16 protein-coding genes are annotated in these 20,415 nt (G+C 70.6%); 6 read left to right on the top strand and 10 right to left on the bottom strand.

Annotated elements, in window-relative coordinates:
• Positions 1-146 precede the first annotated feature (146 nt).
• Positions 147-785, bottom strand: coding sequence for a TetR/AcrR family transcriptional regulator (locus tag ACZ4E1_RS36000; protein ID WP_467547491.1), 639 nt, complete (start codon positions 783-785; stop codon positions 147-149).
• Positions 786-1,085: 300 nt separating this feature from the next.
• On the opposite strand from ACZ4E1_RS36000, the gene ACZ4E1_RS36005 reads away from it, so the two are divergent.
• The 4 genes from ACZ4E1_RS36005 (at position 1,086) to ACZ4E1_RS36020 (ending at position 5,316) form a co-directional block, all read left to right on the top strand.
• Positions 1,086-2,057, top strand: a complete 972-nt coding sequence (locus tag ACZ4E1_RS36005) for a tetratricopeptide repeat protein (protein WP_467547493.1) — start codon at positions 1,086-1,088, stop codon at positions 2,055-2,057.
• A 640-nt stretch (positions 2,058-2,697) separates the two neighbouring features.
• Positions 2,698-3,315, top strand: coding sequence for a DUF6230 family protein (locus ACZ4E1_RS36010; RefSeq protein WP_467547495.1), 618 nt, complete (start codon positions 2,698-2,700; stop codon positions 3,313-3,315).
• 155 nt (positions 3,316-3,470) lie between these two features.
• A complete protein-coding gene (locus ACZ4E1_RS36015; protein WP_467547497.1) occupies positions 3,471-4,031 on the top strand; it encodes a DUF6114 domain-containing protein in 561 nt (186 codons plus the stop codon).
• 94 nt (positions 4,032-4,125) lie between these two features.
• Positions 4,126-5,316, top strand: coding sequence for an ICP22 family protein (locus tag ACZ4E1_RS36020; RefSeq protein ID WP_467547499.1), 1,191 nt, complete (start codon positions 4,126-4,128; stop codon positions 5,314-5,316).
• An 87-nt stretch (positions 5,317-5,403) separates the two neighbouring features.
• On the opposite strand, the gene pyk is transcribed toward ACZ4E1_RS36020, so the two are convergent.
• The 3 genes from pyk to pta all read right to left on the bottom strand — a co-directional run bounded on the left by pyk (position 5,404) and on the right by pta (position 10,242).
• Positions 5,404-6,834, bottom strand: coding sequence for a pyruvate kinase (gene pyk / locus ACZ4E1_RS36025; RefSeq protein ID WP_467547501.1), 1,431 nt, complete (start codon positions 6,832-6,834; stop codon positions 5,404-5,406).
• Between the two features lie 73 nt (positions 6,835-6,907).
• Complete coding sequence (locus ACZ4E1_RS36030; RefSeq protein ID WP_467547503.1) at positions 6,908-8,158, bottom strand: acetate kinase; 1,251 nt, start codon at positions 8,156-8,158, stop codon at positions 6,908-6,910.
• On the bottom strand, positions 8,155-10,242 hold the full coding sequence (gene pta, locus ACZ4E1_RS36035; protein ID WP_467547505.1) for a phosphate acetyltransferase: 2,088 nt from the start codon (positions 10,240-10,242) through the stop codon (positions 8,155-8,157). Before pta ends, ACZ4E1_RS36030 begins: the two co-directional genes overlap by 4 nt.
• A 225-nt stretch (positions 10,243-10,467) precedes the next feature.
• Between pta and ACZ4E1_RS36040 the strand changes: the two genes are divergently transcribed.
• Positions 10,468-11,493, top strand: a complete 1,026-nt coding sequence (locus tag ACZ4E1_RS36040) for an ATP-dependent 6-phosphofructokinase (RefSeq protein WP_467547506.1) — start codon at positions 10,468-10,470, stop codon at positions 11,491-11,493.
• Between the two features lie 26 nt (positions 11,494-11,519).
• Here the strand turns inward: ACZ4E1_RS36040 and ACZ4E1_RS36045 are convergent, their stop codons facing one another.
• The 6 genes from ACZ4E1_RS36045 to ACZ4E1_RS36070 form a co-directional block, all read right to left on the bottom strand.
• Positions 11,520-12,221 (bottom strand): helix-turn-helix domain-containing protein, encoded by a 702-nt coding sequence (locus ACZ4E1_RS36045; protein WP_467547508.1) that lies wholly within the window; start codon positions 12,219-12,221, stop codon positions 11,520-11,522.
• Between the two features lie 137 nt (positions 12,222-12,358).
• A complete protein-coding gene (locus ACZ4E1_RS36050; RefSeq protein WP_467547510.1) occupies positions 12,359-13,222 on the bottom strand; it encodes a carbohydrate ABC transporter permease in 864 nt (287 codons plus the stop codon).
• Positions 13,223-14,131, bottom strand: a complete 909-nt coding sequence (locus ACZ4E1_RS36055) for a carbohydrate ABC transporter permease (protein ID WP_467547526.1) — start codon at positions 14,129-14,131, stop codon at positions 13,223-13,225.
• Positions 14,132-14,157: 26 nt separating this feature from the next.
• Positions 14,158-15,543, bottom strand: a complete 1,386-nt coding sequence (locus ACZ4E1_RS36060; RefSeq protein WP_467547512.1) for an extracellular solute-binding protein — start codon at positions 15,541-15,543, stop codon at positions 14,158-14,160.
• A gap of 169 nt (positions 15,544-15,712) precedes the next feature.
• Entirely contained in the window at positions 15,713-16,396 is a 684-nt protein-coding gene (locus ACZ4E1_RS36065; RefSeq protein WP_467547514.1) for a response regulator, read from the bottom strand.
• Positions 16,393-18,150: a sensor histidine kinase gene (locus ACZ4E1_RS36070; protein ID WP_467547516.1), complete on the bottom strand. Its 1,758-nt coding sequence runs from the start codon at positions 18,148-18,150 to the stop codon at positions 16,393-16,395. Before ACZ4E1_RS36070 ends, ACZ4E1_RS36065 begins: the two co-directional genes overlap by 4 nt.
• Before the next feature lie 241 nt (positions 18,151-18,391).
• Here ACZ4E1_RS36070 and ACZ4E1_RS36075 point away from each other — a divergent pair, with 241 nt between their 5' ends.
• Positions 18,392-19,813, top strand: coding sequence for a cation:dicarboxylate symporter family transporter (locus ACZ4E1_RS36075; RefSeq protein ID WP_467547518.1), 1,422 nt, complete (start codon positions 18,392-18,394; stop codon positions 19,811-19,813).
• Positions 19,814-20,415 lie beyond the last annotated feature (602 nt).

Below are 20,415 nucleotides of genomic sequence, written 5' to 3' on the forward strand. Positions count from 1 at the left end.
GGTGCGCACTTCGTGCGCTACCTCCAGGGGCCTTGCCATGTCGGGGAAATGCGACCCGAAGGGTCTGCATTTCAGGGGCGCGGGGAACTGCGCGACCAGCCCCCACCGGACCCGCAGTCGACAACGCGACAAGTCGGCCCGAGCCGCTAGTCGCCCGACGCCGCGCTCAGGCCGCCCAGCAGCAGCAAGGTGAACCGACGGACCCAGTCCGCGTCCACCGACTCCCCGCTCACCAGAGTGCGATGCACCACCGCCCCGGCGGCGACGTCGAAGATGAGGTCCGCAGAGCGCGCCGCCGACTCGGGATCGGGCGGCAGGGGAAGCTCCCCGCGCCGCTCCGCCCGGGCCCGCCCCTCAAGAACGAGCCGCTTCTGCCGGTCCACGATGGACGTCCGGATCCGCTCCCGCAGCGGAGCGTCCCGCGTGGACTCCGCGACCACCGCCATGAGCGCCGTCTTGGTCTCCGGCCGGTCCAGGATCGCCGCGAACTGGAGCACGACCGCTTCGATGTCCGCCGCGAGCGAGCCGAGATCGGGCAGTTCCAGCTCGTCGAAGAGGACCGCGACCGCGTCGACCACCAGCTCGTTCTTGCCGGCCCAGCGCCGGTACAGCGTCGTCTTGGCGACCCCGGCCCGCGTCGCCACGTCCCCGAGCGTCAGCTTGGACCAGCCGAGATCGACGAGCGCCGCGCGGGTCGCCTCCAGGATCGCCTCGTCCGCCGCGGCGGAACGGGGGCGGCCCTGGCGGCCCGGCCGGCAGGGGGAGGACGGAATGCGGCTCTGCATGCCGTGACCATACCGGCCGGTAGCCGCACGGCCCGTGAGCCAGATCACCGGCGTTCACGGCCCCGACCGTCTTACGCTGCATATACGCTACGGGTCGTAGCGTAAGCACGAACTCGTGCGGCGCCCCGGATCTGCACCCCGGAGCGGTCGAGACGAGCGGCAACCACGGATGCCGGGTGGGGACCCGGCATCAGAAAAACGCAACGCGGCCGAGTCCGCTCCGTACGCCTCGCAATCCGGCGGGAGGCCACGGAGGCGGACCCGGCCCACAACGGTCCGCGGAAGGGGGAGACTGTACGCATGCAGCCACGGAACATGTCCATGAGCGGAGTCGTCGACCTCGCCGCGGTGAAGGCGGCCCAGGAGGCCAAGGCGAAGGCGGAGCAGGCGCGCGCCGAGGCGGCCCGTCAGGGCGGCGGCCCGACCGCCGTGCCCCCGTCCTCCCTCGTCATCGACGTCGACGAGGCGGATTTCGAGAGTGCCGTACTGCAGCGCTCGACCGAGGTGCCCGTCGTCATCGACTTCTGGGCCGAGTGGTGCGAGCCCTGCAAGCAGCTGAGCCCGCTCCTCGAGCGGCTCGCCACCGAGTACAACGGCCGCTTCCTGCTCGCCAAGATCGACGTCGACGCCAACCAGATGCTGATGCAGCAGTTCGGGGTCCAGGGGATCCCCGCCGTCTTCGCCGTGGTGGCGGGGCAGGCGCTGCCGCTCTTCCAGGGGGCCGCCCCCGAGGCCCAGATCCGGGGCACCCTGGACCAGTTGATCCAGGTCGCCGAGGAGCGCTTCGGGCTCACCGGCATCGCGGTCGACGCCGATGCGGAGGGCGCCGCACCGGTCGTGGAGGCTCCGGCCGGCCCCTACGACGCCCTGCTGGAGGCCGCCGTGCAGGCTCTGGACGCGGGTGACCTCGCCGGCGCGGTCCAGGCGTACAAGAACGTGCTGTCCGACGACCCCGGCAACACGGAGGCCAAGCTCGGCCTCGGTCAGGCCGAACTCCTGCAGCGCGTACAGGACATGGACCCGCAGGCCGTGCGCCGGGACGCCGCCGAGAAGCCCGGTGACGTGCCGGCGCAGATCGCTGCCGCGGACCTGGACCTGGTCGGCGGGCATGTCGAGGACGCCTTCGGGCGGCTCGTCGACGCGGTGGCCCGCTCCGCCGGCGACGACCGGGACGCGGCGCGCGTCCGTCTGCTCGAACTGTTCGAGGTCGTCGGGGCCGACGACCCGCGCGTGACTGCGGCGCGTACAGCTCTGGCCCGGGTTCTCTTCTGAGCCGTCGGTGACCAGTTCTTAAACGCCACGGCATGTGATGCCGGGGTGAAAGTTCTGTCCGCAGCGGGCGACGGCGGCCGCGCTTTACCAAAACTTGGTAATCGCGGCCGCTGTTACTTGGAGTAAGTCGAGGGCTGTTTTCTGTCCGGTTCCGTCCCGGATTCACCCTGAATCGCAACTCGGTTGACAGCACCCTGAGTTGCTGCTTGATGCCAGCCGGTCGCGGCGTGGTTATCTCTCCGTTACCCGTGAGTAACGAACCCCCTTGTGTCCCGGCCGGGAATGGACCACGATCGGGCACGCTCGGTCCACTCCTCACCGTCCGAAAGCCATTCGGGCAGCGGGGTCCTTGGGTCCCCACCGAGCAGGTCGACGGCGGACCAAGGGGAGCGCCGTCGGTCTAGGGCAGGGGGGTCTCAGCCTTCCGGTTGAGCCTGTCCGGCAGGTTGCGCGTGATGGCTCAGGTGCGACCAGTGGTTGTCGCTCGGGGGTGATCGCCGGTGATCAGGGTGCGGACTCGCGCCTCCGATGCGGGCGCTCTCCTTCCCGAGGACGTAGCACTTCTCCCATCCCTGCCCGGCTGAGCCGCCGTAAGGGGCAGTCAGGGCCGGAGATGTACGTCCGAGAAGGAGGAACAGTCATGAAGTCCGTGACTCGTGGCGGGACCAGATGGAAGCGGTTCGCCGTCGTCATGGTGCCCAGCGTCGCGGCGACCGCCGCGATAGGCGTCGCCCTGTCCCAGGGTGCGCTCGCGGCATCGTTCAGTGTTTCGGGTCAGTCGTTCAAGGTGACGGCCGACTCCCTCGATGGTGAGGGCTTCGTCCAGTACGGAGCCATCGACAGCGGCAAGACGGGTGCTCACCCGGTCGCGGTCGTCGGCATGAAGTCCGCCGAGATCACCAACCTGTGCCAGTCCGTCGTCGTGCCGGTGCCGGTCTTCGGTGACGTCTCGATGAAGCTGTCCGCCGGTGGTGCGGGCGGTCCCCGTGTGGAGGCCAAGACCCTCTACATCGACGCCGATGACCTGAAGGCCGACGCGACCTTCAAGAACATCGACATCGGTGTGGCGGCGGGTGACGCCAGCAAGGGTCCGGGTATCCACAACGGCGACAAGGCCGACCCGAACTCGTTCGCCCAGCAGGCCGACTCGGTGCACTTCGAGAACGTCCAGCAGCGTGCGTGGGCCACCACGGCCGGCACGTTCAAGCTCTCGGGCCTCAAGATGAGTGTTCAGAAGGGCCAGCACGAGTGCTACTAGTCCCGACGGGCCCGAACCTGGGCCCGGGGCTTGGCACTTGATGTGCTGAACGGCCGGGCGCGGGGGCGACGGGATTTCTCCGAGCCGTCCCCGTGCCCGTATCCGGACAGCCACCATCACCACAGAACAACGCCATTCCCGAGGAGCTGTACGACATGAGCGCCGAAGCGCACGCTGGGCTGGGCCCGAAGCTTGGTCACCTGCGCCTATCGTTCCGAGGGTGGCGCGGTCAGCGCCCATTCTGGGGTGGTCTGCTGTCGATCCTCGGCGGCCTCCCGATCATGTACTTCCCGTACGCGAATCTGACGCTCGGCAACATGACGATCAAGATGGCGACGACGGCGGGAGCCGGCTCGCTCATCATCGGCGTCCTCCTTGTCGTGCTCGGCCTGACGATGTGGTACCAGCCGCACTCCCGGGTGTTCGCGGGTGTGGCGGCGATTCTTCTCGCCCTGGTCTCCCTGGTCGTCTCCAACTTCGGCGGGTTCGTCATCGGCTTCCTGCTGGCCCTGATCGGTGGTGCCCTCGGCATCGCCTGGGCTCCGGGCAGGCCGCAGGGGGATTCGCCGGCGCGAGGCGGTGACGAGGCCGGGTCCACGGACACGGTCGCCGCGCCGCCGATCGCGGGAGCCACCTATCGGGTCGCGGGCGCAAACGACGACGAGTCAGGGACGAGCCCGGACAACGGGACGAACGGGAGGCACCGTGCCGGCTGACGAGGTGCACCACGAGGACTCCGGTGCGGAGTCCCGTGCGAGAACCGGGCCGCGGCATGCAGCACCGAGGAAGCATCTGTTCACCAGGCTGCACATGCCCGCGGGCAAGGCCATAGCGATCGCGGCCATGCCCACGGCCGTGCTGATGGGCCTCGGCCTCACGCCCACGCTGGCGTCGGCCAAGGACAATCCGACCAAGTTCTCGGCGGACGACTACAAGGCGTGCGCCGACGCGGTGGAGGCGAACAAGGACGCCGACGGCGCCGCCGCCGACAAGGACAAGGCGGACGCGTCGGCGACCCCGACCCCGTCCCCGTCGGCCTCGGCCGGCAAGGACGCGGCGGACTCCGGCACCGACAAGGACGCCGGTACGGGTGGCTCGGCGGAGCAGAAGACGGCGGAGCCCACGCCCACGCCGTCGGCCGACGCGTCGAAGGACGACGCCGGTTCCGACAGCGCGGACGAGCCCACGGCGACGCCGTCGCCGTCCAAGACCACGAACCCGCTGGACCCCCTGGGTGTCGGCGACGCCATCAAGGACTTCTTCACGCCGGACGACAAGGAGACGGCCACGCCGACTCCCTCCCCGTCCGCCTCCGCGTCGAAGGACTCCGGCGGCGTGGTCGGGGACACGGTCGACAAGGCCGGGGACACGGTCAAGGACGTCACGGACACGGCCGGCAAGACGGTCGAGGACACGGCGGACAAGGCCGGGGACGCGGTCAAGGACGTCGAGGACACGGCGGACAAGGCCAAGGAGGCAGCGGAGTCGGCCACGCCGACCCCGGACGCCACCGAAGTGCCGGAGAACTGCCCCGTGGCCACCGACGCCGAGGGCGCGAACGAGGACACCCCGGAGCAGCTCCCGTCCGAGTCCTGGAAGCTGCAGGCGAGTTCGCTGCTGCTGAAGGGGGCGGACTACAAGGGCCTCGTCGACGTGCGCATGGCGGACGGCTCCACCAAGCGGGTCATGAAGTACATCATCTCGGACGGCACCGACATCGGTGATCTGCACCAGATCTCCCAGGGGCCGGACGGGAAGTTCTTCCACATCCGCGCGGACAAGGGCTCCACGTCCACCATCCGGGACGGCAAGACGGTCATGTACACGGAGGAGCTCTCGGGTAATCTGCTCGGGCTCATCCCCATGACGTTCAACGCCAAGAACCCGCCGCCGCTCAACCTGCCGATCCTCTACTTCACCAACGTGAAGGTGACGCAGGCCGCGCAGTTCGGCGGCACGCTGCACGTCCCCGGACTGCACACCACGATCGAGGACAGCTGACACCCGCCGGCTGACCGCACGCCACGTACGAGAGGGCGCCCCCCGCTTCCCGCGGGGGGCGCCCTCTCGTGCGTACTGGAGCGGCCGTCAGTCGCGGTCGCCGCCGCCCAGGTGGTGCACCCGGACCATGTTGGTGGTGCCGGGGACGCCGGGGGGCGAACCGGCCGTGATGACCAGGGTGTCACCGGCGTTGAAGCGGCTCAGCTTCACCAGCTCGGCGTCGACCAGCTCGACCATGGCGTCCGTCGAGTCCACGTGCGGCACGACGAAGGACTCGACGCCCCAGCTGAGCGTCAGCTGGTTGCGGGTGTCGTCGTCCGTGGTGAAGGCCAGGATCGGCTGGGCCGTGCGGTAACGGCACAGGCGGCGGGCCGTGTCACCGGACTTGGTGAAGGCGACCAGCGCCTTGCCGTCCAGGAAGTCCGCGATCTCGCACGCGGCACGGGCCACCGAACCACCCTGCGTCCGCGGCTTCTTGCCGGGCACCAGTGGCTGCAGGCCCTTGGAGAGCAGCTCCTCCTCGGCCGCCTGGACGATCTTCGACATCGTCTTGACGGTCTCGATCGGGTAGGCGCCCACGGAGGACTCGGCGGACAGCATGACCGCGTCGGCCCCGTCCAGGATCGCGTTGGCCACGTCGGAGGCCTCGGCGCGGGTCGGGCGCGAGTTGGTGATCATCGACTCCATCATCTGGGTCGCGACGATCACCGGCTTGGCGTTGCGGCGGCACATCTCCACGAGGCGCTTCTGCACCATCGGGACCTTCTCCAGCGGGTACTCGACCGCGAGGTCGCCGCGGGCCACCATCACCGCGTCGAACGCCGCGACGACGCCCTCCATGTTGGCGACGGCCTGCGGCTTCTCCACCTTGGCGATGACGGGGACCCGGCGGTTCTCCTCGTCCATCACCTTGTGGACGTCCCGCACGTCGTCCGCGTCGCGCACGAAGGACAGGGCGACCATGTCGCAGCCCATCCGCAGCGCGAAGCGCAGGTCCTCGATGTCCTTCTCGGACAGGGCCGGCACGTTGACGGCCGCGCCCGGGAGGTTGATGCCCTTGTGGTCGGAGATGACCCCGCCCTCGATGACGATCGTCTTGACCCGGGGGCCCTCGACGTCCATCACCTTGAGCTCGACGTTGCCGTCGTTGATCAGGACCTGGTCGCCGCGCGAGACGTCACCGGGAAGACCCTTGTACGTCGTGCCGCAGATCGACTTGTCGCCCGGGACGTCCTCGGTGGTGATGGTGAACTCGTCACCCCGCACCAGCTCGACGGGTCCCTCGGCGAAGGTCTCCAGGCGGATCTTGGGCCCCTGCAGGTCGGCGAGCACACCCACGGCGCGGCCGGTCTTGGCGGCGGCGGCCCGGACCCGGTCGTAGCGACCCTGGTGCTCGGCGTGGGTGCCGTGGCTGAAGTTGAATCGGGCCACGTTCATGCCGGCCTCGATCAGCGAGACGAGCTGCTCTTCGGAGTCGACGGCGGGGCCCAGCGTGCAGACGATTTTGGAACGGCGCATGGAGCGATCCTATCGGTTTGTTTCGCTGCGGAATATTCCGTCTGGTGGAAACTACAAATGGGCGGCGGTGCGCTCAGTCGTTGCGCGAAGCGACCAGGGCGTAGGTCTGCCGCGCGATCTCCAGCTCCTCGTCGGTCGGCACCACCGCCACGGCCACCCGCGCGTACGCGGGCGAGATGATCCGGGCCTCGTCGGAACGTACGGAATTCAGCTCCCCGTCCACCGCGAGCCCCAGCTCCTCCAGGCCGGCGATCGCGGCCTCGCGCACCGGAGCCGCGTTCTCCCCGACCCCCGCGGTGAACGCCACCGCGTCCACCCGGCCCAGCACCGCGTAGTAGGCGCCGATGTACTTCTTCAGCCGGTGGACGTAGATCTCGAAGGCCAGCCGCGCCGCCTCGTCGCCCTCGTCCACGCGGCGGCGGATCTCGCGCATGTCGTTGTCGCCGCACAGTCCGATCAGACCGCTCTTCTTGTTGAGCAGCACGTCGATCTCGTCCGCCGACATGTTCCCGACCCGCATCAGATGGAAGATGACCGCCGGGTCGACATCGCCTGAACGTGTCCCCATCACCAGCCCCTCCAGCGGAGTGAGCCCCATCGAGGTGTCCACGCACACCCCGCCGCGCACGGCCGACGCGGAGGCGCCGTTGCCCAGGTGCAGCACGATGACGTTCACCTCCTGCGGCTCCTTGCCCAGCAGCTCCGCCGTCCTGCGCGACACGTACGCGTGCGACGTGCCGTGGAAGCCGTAGCGCCGGATGCGGTGCTCGTCGGCCGTCTTCACGTCGATCGCGTAGCGCGCCGCCGACTCCGGCATCGTCGTGTGGAACGCCGTGTCGAAGACCGCCACCTGCGGCAGATCGGGGCGCAGCGCCATCGCCGTACGGATCCCCGTCAGGTTCGCCGGATTGTGCAGCGGCGCCACCGGGATCAGCCGCTCCACCTCCTTGAGAACCGCGTCGTCGATCACCGTCGGCTGCGTGAACAGCTTCCCGCCGTGCACCACCCGGTGCCCGATCGCCGCCAGCTCGGGGGAGTCCAGGCCGAGCCCGTCCGCCGCCAGCTCCGCGGCGACCGCCTTCAGGGCCTCCTCGTGATCGGCGATCGGCCGGATCTGCTCCCGGCTCTGCCCACCGCCGCCCAGCAGCGGCGTGTGCTTCAGCCGGGACGTCTCCTCGCCGATGCGCTCCACCAGGCCCACCGCGAGCCGCGTGCTGTCACGCATGTCGAGCAGCTGGTACTTCACCGACGAAGAGCCGGAGTTGAGGACGAGGACGCGGGTCGCGGGCGCGGCCGGCGGGGTCGCGGGGGTCGGCGAGGTCACTGTGCAGCCTTCTCGGTGGGGGTCTGGGCCTGGATCGCCGTGATGGCGACGGTGTTCACGATGTCCCCGACGAGCGCGCCGCGGGACAGGTCGTTGACCGGCTTGCGCAGGCCCTGCAGGACCGGGCCGACCGCGATCGCGCCGGCCGACCGCTGCACGGCCTTGTACGTGTTGTTGCCGGTGTTGAGGTCCGGGAAGATCAGCACGCTCGCCTGCCCCGCCACCTCCGAACCCGGCAGCTTCGTCGCCGCGACCGACGGCTCGACCGCCGCGTCGTACTGGATCGGCCCCTCGATCTTCAGATCCGGGCGGCGCTCGCGCACCAGCTCCGTCGCCTCACGCACCTTGTCGACGTCCGCGCCGGTGCCGGAGGTGCCCGTCGAGTACGACAGCATCGCGATCCGCGGCTCCACGCCGAACCGGGCGGCGGTCACGGCGGACTGGGTCGCGATGTCCGCGAGCTGCCGCGCGTCCGGGTCCGGGTTCACCGCGCAGTCCCCGTAGACCAGGACCTTGTCGGTCAGGCACATGAAGAAGACCGAGGAGACGATCGCCGCGTCCGGCTTCGTCTTGATGATCTCGAAGGCGGGACGGATCGTCGCGGCCGTCGAGTGCACCGAGCCCGACACCATGCCGTCGGCGAGACCCTCCTGCACCATCAGCGTGCCGAAGTAGTTCACGTCGGCGACCACGTCGTAGGCCAGCTCCACGGTGACGCCCTTGTGGGCGCGCAGCTGCGCGTACGCGGCGGCGAACCGTTCCCTCAGCTCCGAGGTCTGCGGGTCGATGATCTCGCTGCCGGTCAGGTCGACCCCGAGATCGGCCGCCTTCTTGCGGATCTGCTCGACCGGGCCGAGCAGCGTCAGATCGCACACCCCACGCCGCAGCAGCACATCGGCCGCGCGCAGCACCCGCTCCTCCGTGCCCTCCGGCAGCACCACCCGGCGCTTGTCCGCACGCGCCTGTTCGAGCAGCTTGTGCTCGAACATCATCGGCGTGACCCGGTCGCTGGAGGGCGCCTGCACGGACTTCAACAGCTCCGCCGTGTCCACGTACCGCTCGAAGAGACCGAGCGCAGTCTCCGCCTTGCGGGGCGTCGCCGCGTTCAACTTCCCTTCCAGGGAGAACAGTTCGGCCGCCGTCGGGAACGAGCCGCCCTCCACCGCGACCACCGGCGTGCCCGGCGCCAGCCGGTCGGCCAGCTTCAGGATCGCCTCGCCCGGCCGCTCGTTCAGCGTCAGCAGCACGCCCGCGATCGGCGGCGTGCCCGCGCTGTGCGCCGCCAGCGAGCCGACCACCAGGTCCGCGCGGTCCCCGGGCGTCACGACCATGCAGCCCGGCGTCAGCGCGTTCAGCAGATTGGGCAGCATCGCCCCGCCGAACACGAAGTTCAGCGCGTTCCTCGCCAGGCCCGAGTCGTCGCCGAGCAGCACCGTGCCGCCCAGGTGGTGCGTGATCTGGGCGACGGTCGGCGCGGCCAGCGCCGGATCGTCGGGCAGCACGTACGCGGGGACCGGCAGCGTGCCGTCCAGCCGCTCCGCTATCTCGTCCCGGTCTCCGGGCGCCACCCGGTTCACCACCATCGCCAGGACGTCGCAGCCCAGGCCGTCATAGGCACGGTACGCGTTGCGCGCCTCGGCGCGCACCGACTCCGAGGTCTGCCGACGGCCGCCGACCACCGGCACCACCGAGGCGCCGAACTCGTTCGCCAGGCGCGCGTTGAGCGCCAGCTCGTCGGGCAGCTGCGTGTCCGCGAAGTCCGTGCCGAGCACCAGCACCACGTCGTAGTCCCGGGCCACCGCGTGGAAGCGGTCCACCAGGCGCGACACCAGCTCGTCCGTGCCCTGCTCCGCCTGGATCGCCGACGCCTCGTGATAGTCGAGCCCGTACCCGCTCGCCGGATCCTGCGACAGGCGGTACCGCGCCCGCAGCAGATCGAACAGCCGATCGGGTCCGTCGTGGACGAGCGGACGGAAGACCCCCACCCGGTCGACCTGACGGGTCAGGAGCTCCATCACTCCCAGCTCGACGACCTGGCGGCCGTCGCCCCGGTCGATCCCGGTCACGTACACGCTCCGCGTCACGCGTGCTCTCCTCCTGCGTCGAGTCCTGCGGCAACCCTCTTGACAGTACCTCCGGCCGCGGCTACACCGCCCGCCGGAAAAGGGCCCTGGGGGCAGGGACCTCGTGCCCCCCGATCCCGTGCCGAAGCGCCTTTCCCCGCCCGGCACGAACGCGATCGCCGCCGGGCCGTGGAAGAATCGGCGTGGCTCTCAGACGTACCAGCAGCGAGCAGGAGACACAGCACGATGCGTATCGGAGTTCTGACCGCAGGCGGCGACTGCCCTGGCCTGAACGCAGTGATCCGGTCGGTCGTGCACCGCGCCGTCACGCACTACGGCGACGAGGTGCTCGGTTTCGAGGACGGCTACGCGGGACTCCTGGAGGGGCGCTACCGACCCCTCGACCTCAACGAGGTCAGCGGCATCCTCGCCCGCGGCGGCACCATCCTCGGCTCCTCCCGCCTGGAGCGCGACAAGTTCCGCGCCGCCTGCGAGAACGCGAAGGCGCTCGCCGAGGAGATCGGCTTCGACGTCCTCATCCCGATCGGCGGCGAGGGCACACTGACCGCCGCCCGCATGCTGTCGGACGCGGGACTGCCCGTCGTCGGCGTCCCCAAGACGATCGACAACGACATCTCCTCCACCGACCGCACCTTCGGCTTCGACACGGCCGTCGGCGTCGCCACCGAGGCCATGGACCGCCTCAAGACCACCGCCGAGTCCCACCAGCGCGTCATGGTCGTCGAGGTCATGGGCCGGCACGCCGGCTGGATCGCCCTGGAGTCCGGCATGGCCGGCGGCGCCCACGGCATCTGCCTGCCCGAGCGCCCCTTCGACCCCGCCGACCTGGTCGCGATGGTCGAGGAGCGCTTCGCCCGCGGCAAGAAGTTCGCCGTCATCTGCGTCGCCGAGGGCGCCCACCCCGCCGAGGGCACCATGAACTACGGCAAGGGCGAGATCGACCAGTTCGGCCACGAGCGCTTCCAGGGCATCGGCACCGCCCTCGCCCGCGAGCTGGAGCACCGCCTCGGCAAGGAGGCCCGCCCGGTCATCCTCGGCCACATCCAGCGCGGCGGCACCCCCACCGCGTACGACCGCGTCCTCGCCACCCGCTTCGGCTGGCACGCCGTCGAGGCCGCGCACCAGGGCGTCTTCGGCCGCATGACCGCACTGAGCGGCACGGACGTCGTCATGGTGCCGCTCGCCGAGGCCGTCACCGAGCTCAAGACCGTCCCCAAGGACCGCATGGACGAGGCCGAGTCGGTCTTCTAGCCCTCGCGGCGGCGGAGGTCAGTCCGTCACGGAGCGGTGATCCTGGACCAGAACTCGTCCAGGATCCCCTCCAGGAACTCCCGGCCCGCACCACCGGAGTCCGGCGACGACCCGCCGCCCCAGGTCAGCGTGGCCGCCATCAGCGCCTGGTACTCCAGGTGCATCTCCTGCAGCACGTCCTCCAGCTCCCGGCGCGGCACCGGCACCAGCCGGGACACCGTCCGCAGCTGCCCCTGCCAGCGCGCCGTCACCGCGCTGCGCAGCAGATTCGCCAGCAACTGGTCCCGCCCCGTCACGGCCGCGAACGCGCGCGGCGCGAGCCGCAGCGCACGGGCCAGCGCCTCCGACTGGCGCTCGTTGCCCCGCCACTCGCCGGTCTCCTCCATGCGCAGATACGCGTGGATGTCGACGCCGATCTCCCGCGCCACGTCCTCCGGCGCGATCCCGAGCGCGAGCCGGTGCTCCCGCAGCGTCCGCGGCTCCCCGATCAGCTCGGCCTGCGAACACCACAGCGCGCCCGCGAGCGCGGTGAGCTCGGCCGCCGTGGGTGTCGCGTCACCCCGCTCCCAGGCGATCACGGTGTCCGGCGTGACGTACGCGAGCCCGTACTGGGCGCGCATCCCGTACGCGACATGGCCCGGCGCCATCCCGAGCGCCTCGCGGAGGCGACGGGCTGCGGGGGCGTTGAACGGCGGGGTCGGCTGGTCGGCAGCGGCCTTGTGGTGCACGGCCACAAAGTAGGGGGGATCGCAGCGCTTGGCTACGGTGCGTTCCGCCCGCGTCACATATCGTAGGAACGTACAGGTGGGAAGCCGCTTCGGGAGAGCGCCCGGGAAGCGCTCCGGGAAAGCGCATGCTGCGCGGTTCAGCCTTTGACGGCGCCGCCGAGCGCGAAGCCGCCGCCGAAGCGCCGGGACACCAGGACGTACAGCAGGATCACCGGCGTCGAGTAGATGACCGAGAACGCGGCGAGCTGCCCGTAGACGACCGTGCCCCGGTTCCCGAAGAAGTCGTTGATGCTCACCGAGGCCGGCATCTGGTCGGGGGAGAGCAGCAGCATGAAGGGCACGAAGAAGTTCCCCCACATCATGGCGAACGAGAACACCGTGACGACGGCGACCCCGGGCCCCATCAGCGGCAGCACGATCCGCACCAGCGACTGGAGCGTGCCCGCCCCGTCCGTCCAGGCCGCCTCCTCCAGCTCCTTCGGTACCCCGTCCATGAAGTTCTTCATCAGCCAGATCGCGAACGGGAGTTGGGAGGCGGTGAAGAACCAGATGGTGCCCGCCCTCGTGTCGATCAGGTTCACCTGCACGAACAGCGCGTACACCGGCACCATCACCGCGGTGATCGGCAGACACGTCGCGAACAGGATCGTCGCCAGGAAGGGCTGGTTCAGGCGGGAGCGATAGCGGGAGAGCGGGTACGCGGCCAGCGCCGCGCACGCCACCGTCAGGGCCGTCGCCCCGCCGCACAGGATCAGGCTGTTCAGCAGCGGCGTGAACGTGATGTCCGGCTTCAGCACCGCGTCGAAGTTGTCCAGGGTCGGCGCGGACGGCACCTTCACCTTCAGGTCCGCGTCGCCGTCCACCGACGACAGCAGCACCCAGGCCAGCGGCAGCGCGAAGGCCAGCGCGACGAGGATCAGCGACGCGTCGGCGGTCAGCCGCCTGCGGGTACGGCGTCGGACCAGGTCTCGGACACGGCCTCGGACACGGCGGGGGGTCACTCAAGCCTCCGAGCGCAGCAGGCGCATGTAGACCAGCGAGAACAGGGAGCCCACCACGAGCAGCAGCAGGGCGACTGCCGTGCCGTAGCCGATCATGCTCTTCTGGAAGGCCTGCTCGTACATGAACAGCGGCAGCGTCTGACTGTGATTGCCCGGGCCGCCGCGGGTCATCACCCAGATCAGCCCGAACACGGACAGCGTCTGCAGCGTGTTCAGCATCAGGTTCGTGCCGATCGAGCGGCGGATCATCGGCAGCGTCACGTGCCACAGCCGCCGCCACCCGTTCGCCCCGTCCACCTCGGCGGCCTCCGTGACCTCCTTCGGGATCTCCGACAGCGCCGCCGAGTACACGAGCATCGAGAAGGCCGTGCCCCGCCACACGTTCGCGAACGACACCGCCAGGATCGGCAGCGTGAACAGCCAGTTCTGGGTGGGCAGATGGAGCCAGTCCAGAATCGCGTTCAACGTGCCCTCGCGGCGGAAGAACGCGTACAGCAGGAAACCGGCGACCACCTCCGGCAGCACCCACGCCGTCACCACCACCGCGCCGACGACCGTCCGCACCGGCTTCGACGCCCGCCGCATCAGCGCCGCGAGCGCGAGCCCCAGACAGTTCTGGCCGACGATCGAGGACAGGAACGTGAACACGAGCGTCAGTCGCACCGCGTTCAGGAAGGCGTCGTCGAGGAACGCGGCCGTGAAGTTGTCGAAGCCCACGAACGAGGACTCGGCCTGGCCGGTGAGCTGGAGATCGGTGAAGGCGATGTAGGCGCAGTAGGCGATCGGACCGGCCAGGAAGAGCAGCATCAAGGCCGTGGCCGGCGCGACGGGAAGAGCCCGCAACAGGGACCGACGTGCCGTCGCGGGCCGGGACTTCCCGGCGGAGGACTTCACGGGCTGGGACTTCATGGGCTGGGACGTCGCGGGCTGGGACGTCACGGCCTGCTGACGACCTTGCCGCCCGTCGCGCTCTTCAGCTGCTCGTCGTACGTGTCCGCGGCCTTCTCCACGCTCGCGTCCCCCGTCGTCACCGACTCCATCGCCTCCTGGATCGCCGTCGACACCTTCGGATACGCCGGATACGCCGGCCGGTAGTGCGTCGACGCCACCAGATCCGTGAAGAACTTGATGCCGGGCTGCGCCTTCACGTACGCCGGATCCGCGGCCACGTCCTTGCGGACCGCGATGCCCGAGTTGGCGATGTACCAGCGCTGCGCGTTCTCCTTCGTCTGCATCGTCTTGATGAACTCGAACGCCAGGTCCTTGTTGGCCGCCTTGGACGGGATCGCCCACGTCCAGCCGCCCGACATCGACACCTTGCCCGGCGCCTGCCCGGCCTGCGTCGGCATCGCCGCGAGCCCCAGCTTCCGCGACCACTCGGGCCACTCGTGCCCCGAACCCTTCAGCCAGTCCTGCGGCAGCCACGACCCGTCCAGGTCGATGCCGAGCTTCCCCTCGGGCAGGAACTCGCCGCGCACCCGCGTCGCCAGGTTCGGATCCAGCGCGTCGGACACCTCGGGCCCGAGCTTCTCCTTGAACACCGTCTCCACGAACCCGAGGCTGTCCCGGAACGCCTTCGACCCGGCGACCCACTTCCCGGACCCCTTGTCGTACAGCGGATCGGAGCCCCCGCTGTCCGCGCTCCCCGCACTCCCCGTCCCGTAGAGCAGCATCTCGAAGCCCTGCATCGTCGCGGCCTCGCCGTTCGGCTTGCCGCTGTAGACGTTGAGCGGGATGGCGTCCGGCACCTTCTTCTTGATGGTGCGGGCCGCGTCCAGCACCTCGTCCCAGTTCTTCGGCTGCCACGGCGTCGCGATCCCGGCCTTCGCGAAGATGCCCTTGTCGTACCAGAGCCCCCGCGTGTCCGTACCGTCCGGGACGCCGTACGTCTTCCCGTCCTCGGCCTTCGCCGCGGACTTCGCCGTGTCGATGAACTGCTGCCAGTCCCCCCACTTCGCCAGATACCGATCCAGCGGTTCGAGATAGCCGCTCGTGATGTCCGAGTTGATGAGGAACGTGTCCTCGTACACGAGATCCGGAGCCGTCTTCGGCGACCGCAGCATCTGCTGCACCTTCGTGTAGTACTCCGAGTCCGGCGCCTTGATCGGCACGAGCTCGACCTTCTTGCCGGGATGCGCCTTCTCGAACTGCTGCTTCATCGCGGCCAGATAGGTGTCCATGACCTTGATCTGGTTGTCCGTCGACTGCTTGAAGGAGACCCGGACCGTGTTCGCGTCACTCCCGGACCCGCCACCGCAAGCGGTGAGGGTCCCGGCGGCGATCAGGGCGGTGGCGACGAGGAGAGGAGCGGCAGGGCGCACGAGCACGACCTCCTACGGACCATCGCGGGCATCGTTGCCACGCGGGGCTGCCAGCTGAACGTACGGGCGCGCCCGGGGGTGGTCAATGGGGCGGTGACAACGTTGTGCCCGCCCCACGATCCTCCTGAACACCGTTCTGCCGCACCGGAGTTGAGCGATCTGCTCCTCGCTACACCCAGGTGTAGACGAGCTCCGGCCGCCCCACCTGCCCGTACTGCGGGCTGCGCCCCGCTCGCCCCGCCTCGACCAGATGCTCCAGATACCGCCGCGCCGTGATCCGCGAGATACCGACCGTCTCCGCCGCCGACGCCGCCGTCACCCCGTCCGCCCCCGCGTCCCGCACCGCCTGCGTCACCCGCTCCAGCGTCGGCGCGCTCAACCCCTTCGGCAGCGCCGCCGGCGCGGGGGAGCGCAGGTTCGCCAGCGCCCGGTCCACCTCGTCCTGCCCGGCCGCCTCCCCGGTCGACGTCCGGTACTCCGCGTACCGCAGCAGCCGGTCCCGCAGCGTGGCGAACGTGAACGGCTTCAGCACGTACTGCACCACCCCCAGCGACACCCCCTCCCGCACCACCGTGAGATCCCGCGCCGAGGTCACCGCGATCACGTCCGCCCGATGTCCTGCCGCCCGCAGCGACCGCGCCAGCGCCAGCCCGTGCCCGTCCGGCAGATGCAGATCCAGCAGGATCAGATCCACCGCCGTCCGCTCCAGCGCCCGCCGCGCCCCGGCCGCCGTCTGCGCCCGAGCCACCGTCACGAACCCGGGCACCCGGTCCACGTACAACGCGTGCGCGTCCGCGGCCACCGGATCGTCCTCGACGACCAACACCCGAATCCCGACCCCACCCACACTCATCGCCGCCCGCCTCTCTCCGCCGCGTCCGCGTCACCGTGCCCGGCCACCGACCCCGACCGTTCCGCGTCCGCCTCCAGCGGCACCCCGTCGGCGTCGCCGCCCCGCGGCCCCGGAACACCCTCGTCCGACGCCGCCGACCCCGACCTCACCCCGTCCAACGGCAACCGCACCGTGAACTCCGCCCCGCCCTCCGCCGAGCGGTCCAGCGACAGGACACCCCCGCCGCGCGCCACCGCCTGGCGTACGAGGGCCAGGCCCAGACCGCGACCGCCCGGTCCCGCCGGCTTCGTCGACCAGCCGCGCTCGAAGACGTCGTCCGCGTGCGCCGGATCCACCCCGGGCCCACTGTCCGCGACCCGCAGCACCAGCTCCTCGCCCGCCGTCAGCGCCGTCACCGTGACCCGCGCCCCGGGCGACCCCTGCGCCGCGTCCACCGCGTTGTCCACCAGATTGCCGAGCACCGTCACCAGATCCCGCGCCGGCACCGCCCGCGGCAGCAGTCCGTCGTCGATCCGGGTGTCCGCCGACACCATCAGCTCCACCCCGCGCTCGTTCGCCTGCGCCGCCTTGCCAAGGAGCAGCGCCGCCAGCACCGGCTCGCTCACCGCCCCCACCACCTGATCCGTCAGCGCCTGCGCCAGCTCCAGCTCCGCCGTCGCGAACTCCACCGCCTCGTCCGCCCGCCCCAGCTCGATCAGCGACACCACCGTGTGCAGCCGGTTCGCCGCCTCGTGCGCCTGCGACCGCAGCGCCTGCGTGAACCCTCGCTCCGAGTCCAGCTCACCCATCACCGCCTGCAACTCCGTGTGATCGCGCAGGGTCACCACCGTGCCCCGCCGATCCCCGCTCGCCACCGGCGACGTGTTCACGACCACCACCCGGTCCGCCGTCAGATGCACCTCGTCCACCCGCGGCTCCGCCGCCAGCAACGCCCCCGTCAACGCCGTGGGCAGCCCGAGCTCCGCCACCGACCGCCCCACCGCCGCGTCCCCGGCCCCCACCCCGAGCAGCTCCCGCGCCCCGTCGTTCATCAGCGCCACCCGCCGCTGCCCGTCCAGCATCACCAGCCCCTCACGCACCGCGTGCAGCGCGGCCTGGTGATAGGCGTGCATCCGGCTCAGCTCCGTCGCGTTCATCCCGTGCGTGTGCCGCCGCAGCCGCGCGTTGATCACGTACGTGCCCACGCCGCCCAGCACCAGCGCAGCCAGCGCCACCCCCGCCACCGCGAGCAACTGCCCCCGCGCCTGCGCCGTGATCTCGTCGATCGTGATGCCGGCACTGACCAGCCCCACCACCTGGCTCCGCCCGTCCCGCACCGCGTACACCGGCGTCACCACCCGCACCGAGGCCCCCAGCGTCCCCGTGTACGTCTCCGAGAACGTCCGCCCCTTCAGCGCCGGCCCGATGTGCCCCAGGAACCGCTCGCCGATCCGCTCCTCGTCCGGATGCGTCCACCGGATCCCCGCCGGATCCATGATCGTCACGAAGTCGACCCCGGTGTGCCTGCGCACCTCGTCCGCGTACGGCTGCAACCGCGCCGTCGGATCCCCGCCCCCGGTGATCGCCTCCCGCACCGACCCCGCGTCGGCCACCGACCGGGCCACCGCCGTCGCCTGCCGCCGCGCCGCGTCCTCCGCCTGCCCGTGGTCGCTGACGTACATGAACAGCGCGCACCCGGCCACCACGACCGCGACCAGCACGACCTGCATCGCGAAGAGCTGGCCGGCCAGGCTGCGAGGACGGGGGAGACGCATGACGCCAGTGTGCCTGTTCGTATAAGTGCGAACTAAATGAACGGAAGGGTGACGGCCCTCACCGCCTGGGAGATAGTCACCGGGATCCGCAGGACGTGAGCCGCACGGCCTGTGCGTACGTGCACCGAGGCAGAGGCGCACCGCGAGACCCGACGCCGACCGGGCCTCCACACGAAGCCCCCGCGCGCCCTCGCACGACCCGTACGCCCCCAGCACCCCGACGCCGTCGTCAGGAGGAACCGTGGCCGACACCGAGAACGGGACCGCGACCCCGCCCCCGCCCGCAGTCGCACCGCAGGCCCCCGCCAAGCGGGACCGCACCCACTATCTCTACATCGCCGTCATCGTCGCCGTACTGCTCGGCATCGCCGTCGGCTTCGCGGCACCCGACTTCGCCAAGGAGCTCAAGCCCGTCGGCACGGGCTTCGTGAACCTGATCAAGATGATGATCTCCCCGATCATCTTCTGCACGATCGTCCTCGGCGTCGGTTCCGTACGGAAGGCCGCCAAGATCGGCAAGGTCGGCGGCCTCGCCCTCGGCTACTTCGTCGTCATGTCCGTCGTCGCCCTCGCCATCGGACTCGTCGTCGGCAACATCCTCGACCCCGGCTCCGGCATGCACCTCACCGAAGCCACGAAGGACGTCGGCCAGACCGCCGCCAAGGACGCCGCCGAAGGCCCCGTCGACTTCGTCCTCGGCATCATCCCGACGACGCTCGTCTCCGCCTTCACCCAGGGAGAGGTCCTCCAGACCCTCCTGGTCGCCCTCCTCGTCGGCTTCGCCCTCCAGGCCATGGGCCGCACCGGCGAACCCGTCCTGCGCGGCATCGAGCACATCCAGAAGCTCGTCTTCCGCGTCCTCGGCATGATCATGTGGGCCGCCCCGGTCGGCGCCTTCGGCGCCATGGCCGCCGTCATCGGCGAGACCGGCATCGACGCCCTCAAGGCCCTCGCCACGATCATGATCGGCTTCTACGTCACCTGCGCACTGTTCGTCGGAGTGGTTCTGGCGGCGATCCTCCGCCTGGCGACGGGCTTCAACATCTTCGCGCTCCTCAAGTACCTGGGCCGCGAATTCCTGCTGATCCTGTCGACGTCCTCGTCCGAGTCGGCGCTGCCCCGCCTCATCGCGAAGATGGAGCACCTCGGCGTCAGCCGCCCGGTCGTCGGCATCACCGTCCCGACCGGCTACTCCTTCAACCTCGACGGCACCATGATCTACCTGACCATGGCGTCCCTCTTCATCGCCGACGCGATGGACCAGCCCATGAGCATCGGCCAGCAGATCGGCCTGCTCCTCTTCATGATGATCGCGTCGAAGGGCGCCGCCGGCGTCTCCGGCTCGGGCATCGCCGTCCTCGCGTCCGGCCTCCAGTCCCACAAGCCGGGCCTGGTCGACGGCGTCGGTCTCATCATCGGCATCGACCGCTTCATGAGCGAGGCCCGCGCCCTCACCAACTTCGCGGGCAACGCGGTGGCCACTCTGCTCATCGGCACCTGGACCGGCGAGGTCGACCGCGACCGCGTCCGCCGCGTCCTCGCCGGCGAGCTCCCCTTCGACGAGCGCACCCTGCTCGACTCCGACGACACCTCCGGCCAGGACGAGGTCCCGGCCCCGCGCGACGGCGGCCCGTCGCTGGAGAAGGAGCCGGTCGGCGCCTGAGCGTCCCCACGCGGCCGACCCCGAGGGGGGGGGGGGGGGGGGGGGGGGGGGGGGCCGCGCGCCCCCCCCGCGGGGGGGGGGGGGGGCCCGGGGGGGGGGGGCCCCCCCCCGGGCCCCCCGCGCGCCGGCCCGCCCCACGCCCCGCGCCGCGCGGGGGCCCCCGCCCCCCCGCCCCCCCCCCGCCCCGCCGGCGGCCCGCCCCCCGCGCGCGGGGGCCCGGGGGGGGTATAGGGGGGGGGGCGGCCCGTGCGCCCCCCCCCCCCCCCCCCCCCTCGGTTTGTACTACCAGCCGTAGTGGCGTAAGGTCCTTCGAGTTGTCCGGGCCGCCACACGGTCCAGGGCAGCACCTCCGCCGCTCACGCGGCACCCAAACACCAGCGCGATCCCCTGGCGGGGTTGATTTCGGCGTGCCCGAATTCAATTCGGTCGGACGGATTAGGAATTGCCCAGCAGTTCCGCTAATGTTCGGGACGTCGGAACGGCCCAACGGGTCGCAACGACAAACCAGTTGACTGGGAATCAGGCCCGAAAGGATCTGATAGAGTCAACACCGCAGGAAGGCCGAAAGGCCGGAAAGCGAAAAGCAAGACCAGCAGGACCCC

The sequence above is a fragment of the Streptomyces sp. NPDC025806 genome (assembly GCF_055558275.1).

What these genes read in the sequence shown, in the direction of transcription:
- ACZ4E1_RS36000 (WP_467547491.1), bottom strand. Translation starts at nt 785, where the DNA reads ATGCAGAGCCGCATTCCGTCCTCCCCCTGCCGGCCGGGCCGCCAGGGC.
- ACZ4E1_RS36015 (WP_467547497.1), top strand. Translation starts at nt 3,471, where the DNA reads ATGAGCGCCGAAGCGCACGCTGGGCTGGGCCCGAAGCTTGGTCACCTG.
- ACZ4E1_RS36020 (WP_467547499.1), top strand. Translation starts at nt 4,126, where the DNA reads ATGCCCGCGGGCAAGGCCATAGCGATCGCGGCCATGCCCACGGCCGTG.
- ACZ4E1_RS36005 (WP_467547493.1), top strand. Translation starts at nt 1,086, where the DNA reads ATGCAGCCACGGAACATGTCCATGAGCGGAGTCGTCGACCTCGCCGCG.
- pyk (WP_467547501.1), bottom strand. Translation starts at nt 6,834, where the DNA reads ATGCGCCGTTCCAAAATCGTCTGCACGCTGGGCCCCGCCGTCGACTCC.
- ACZ4E1_RS36070 (WP_467547516.1), bottom strand. Translation starts at nt 18,150, where the DNA reads ATGCGTCTCCCCCGTCCTCGCAGCCTGGCCGGCCAGCTCTTCGCGATG.
- ACZ4E1_RS36055 (WP_467547526.1), bottom strand. Translation starts at nt 14,131, where the DNA reads ATGAAGTCCCAGCCCGTGAAGTCCTCCGCCGGGAAGTCCCGGCCCGCG.
- ACZ4E1_RS36010 (WP_467547495.1), top strand. Translation starts at nt 2,698, where the DNA reads ATGAAGTCCGTGACTCGTGGCGGGACCAGATGGAAGCGGTTCGCCGTC.
- ACZ4E1_RS36040 (WP_467547506.1), top strand. Translation starts at nt 10,468, where the DNA reads ATGCGTATCGGAGTTCTGACCGCAGGCGGCGACTGCCCTGGCCTGAAC.
- ACZ4E1_RS36065 (WP_467547514.1), bottom strand. Translation starts at nt 16,396, where the DNA reads ATGAGTGTGGGTGGGGTCGGGATTCGGGTGTTGGTCGTCGAGGACGAT.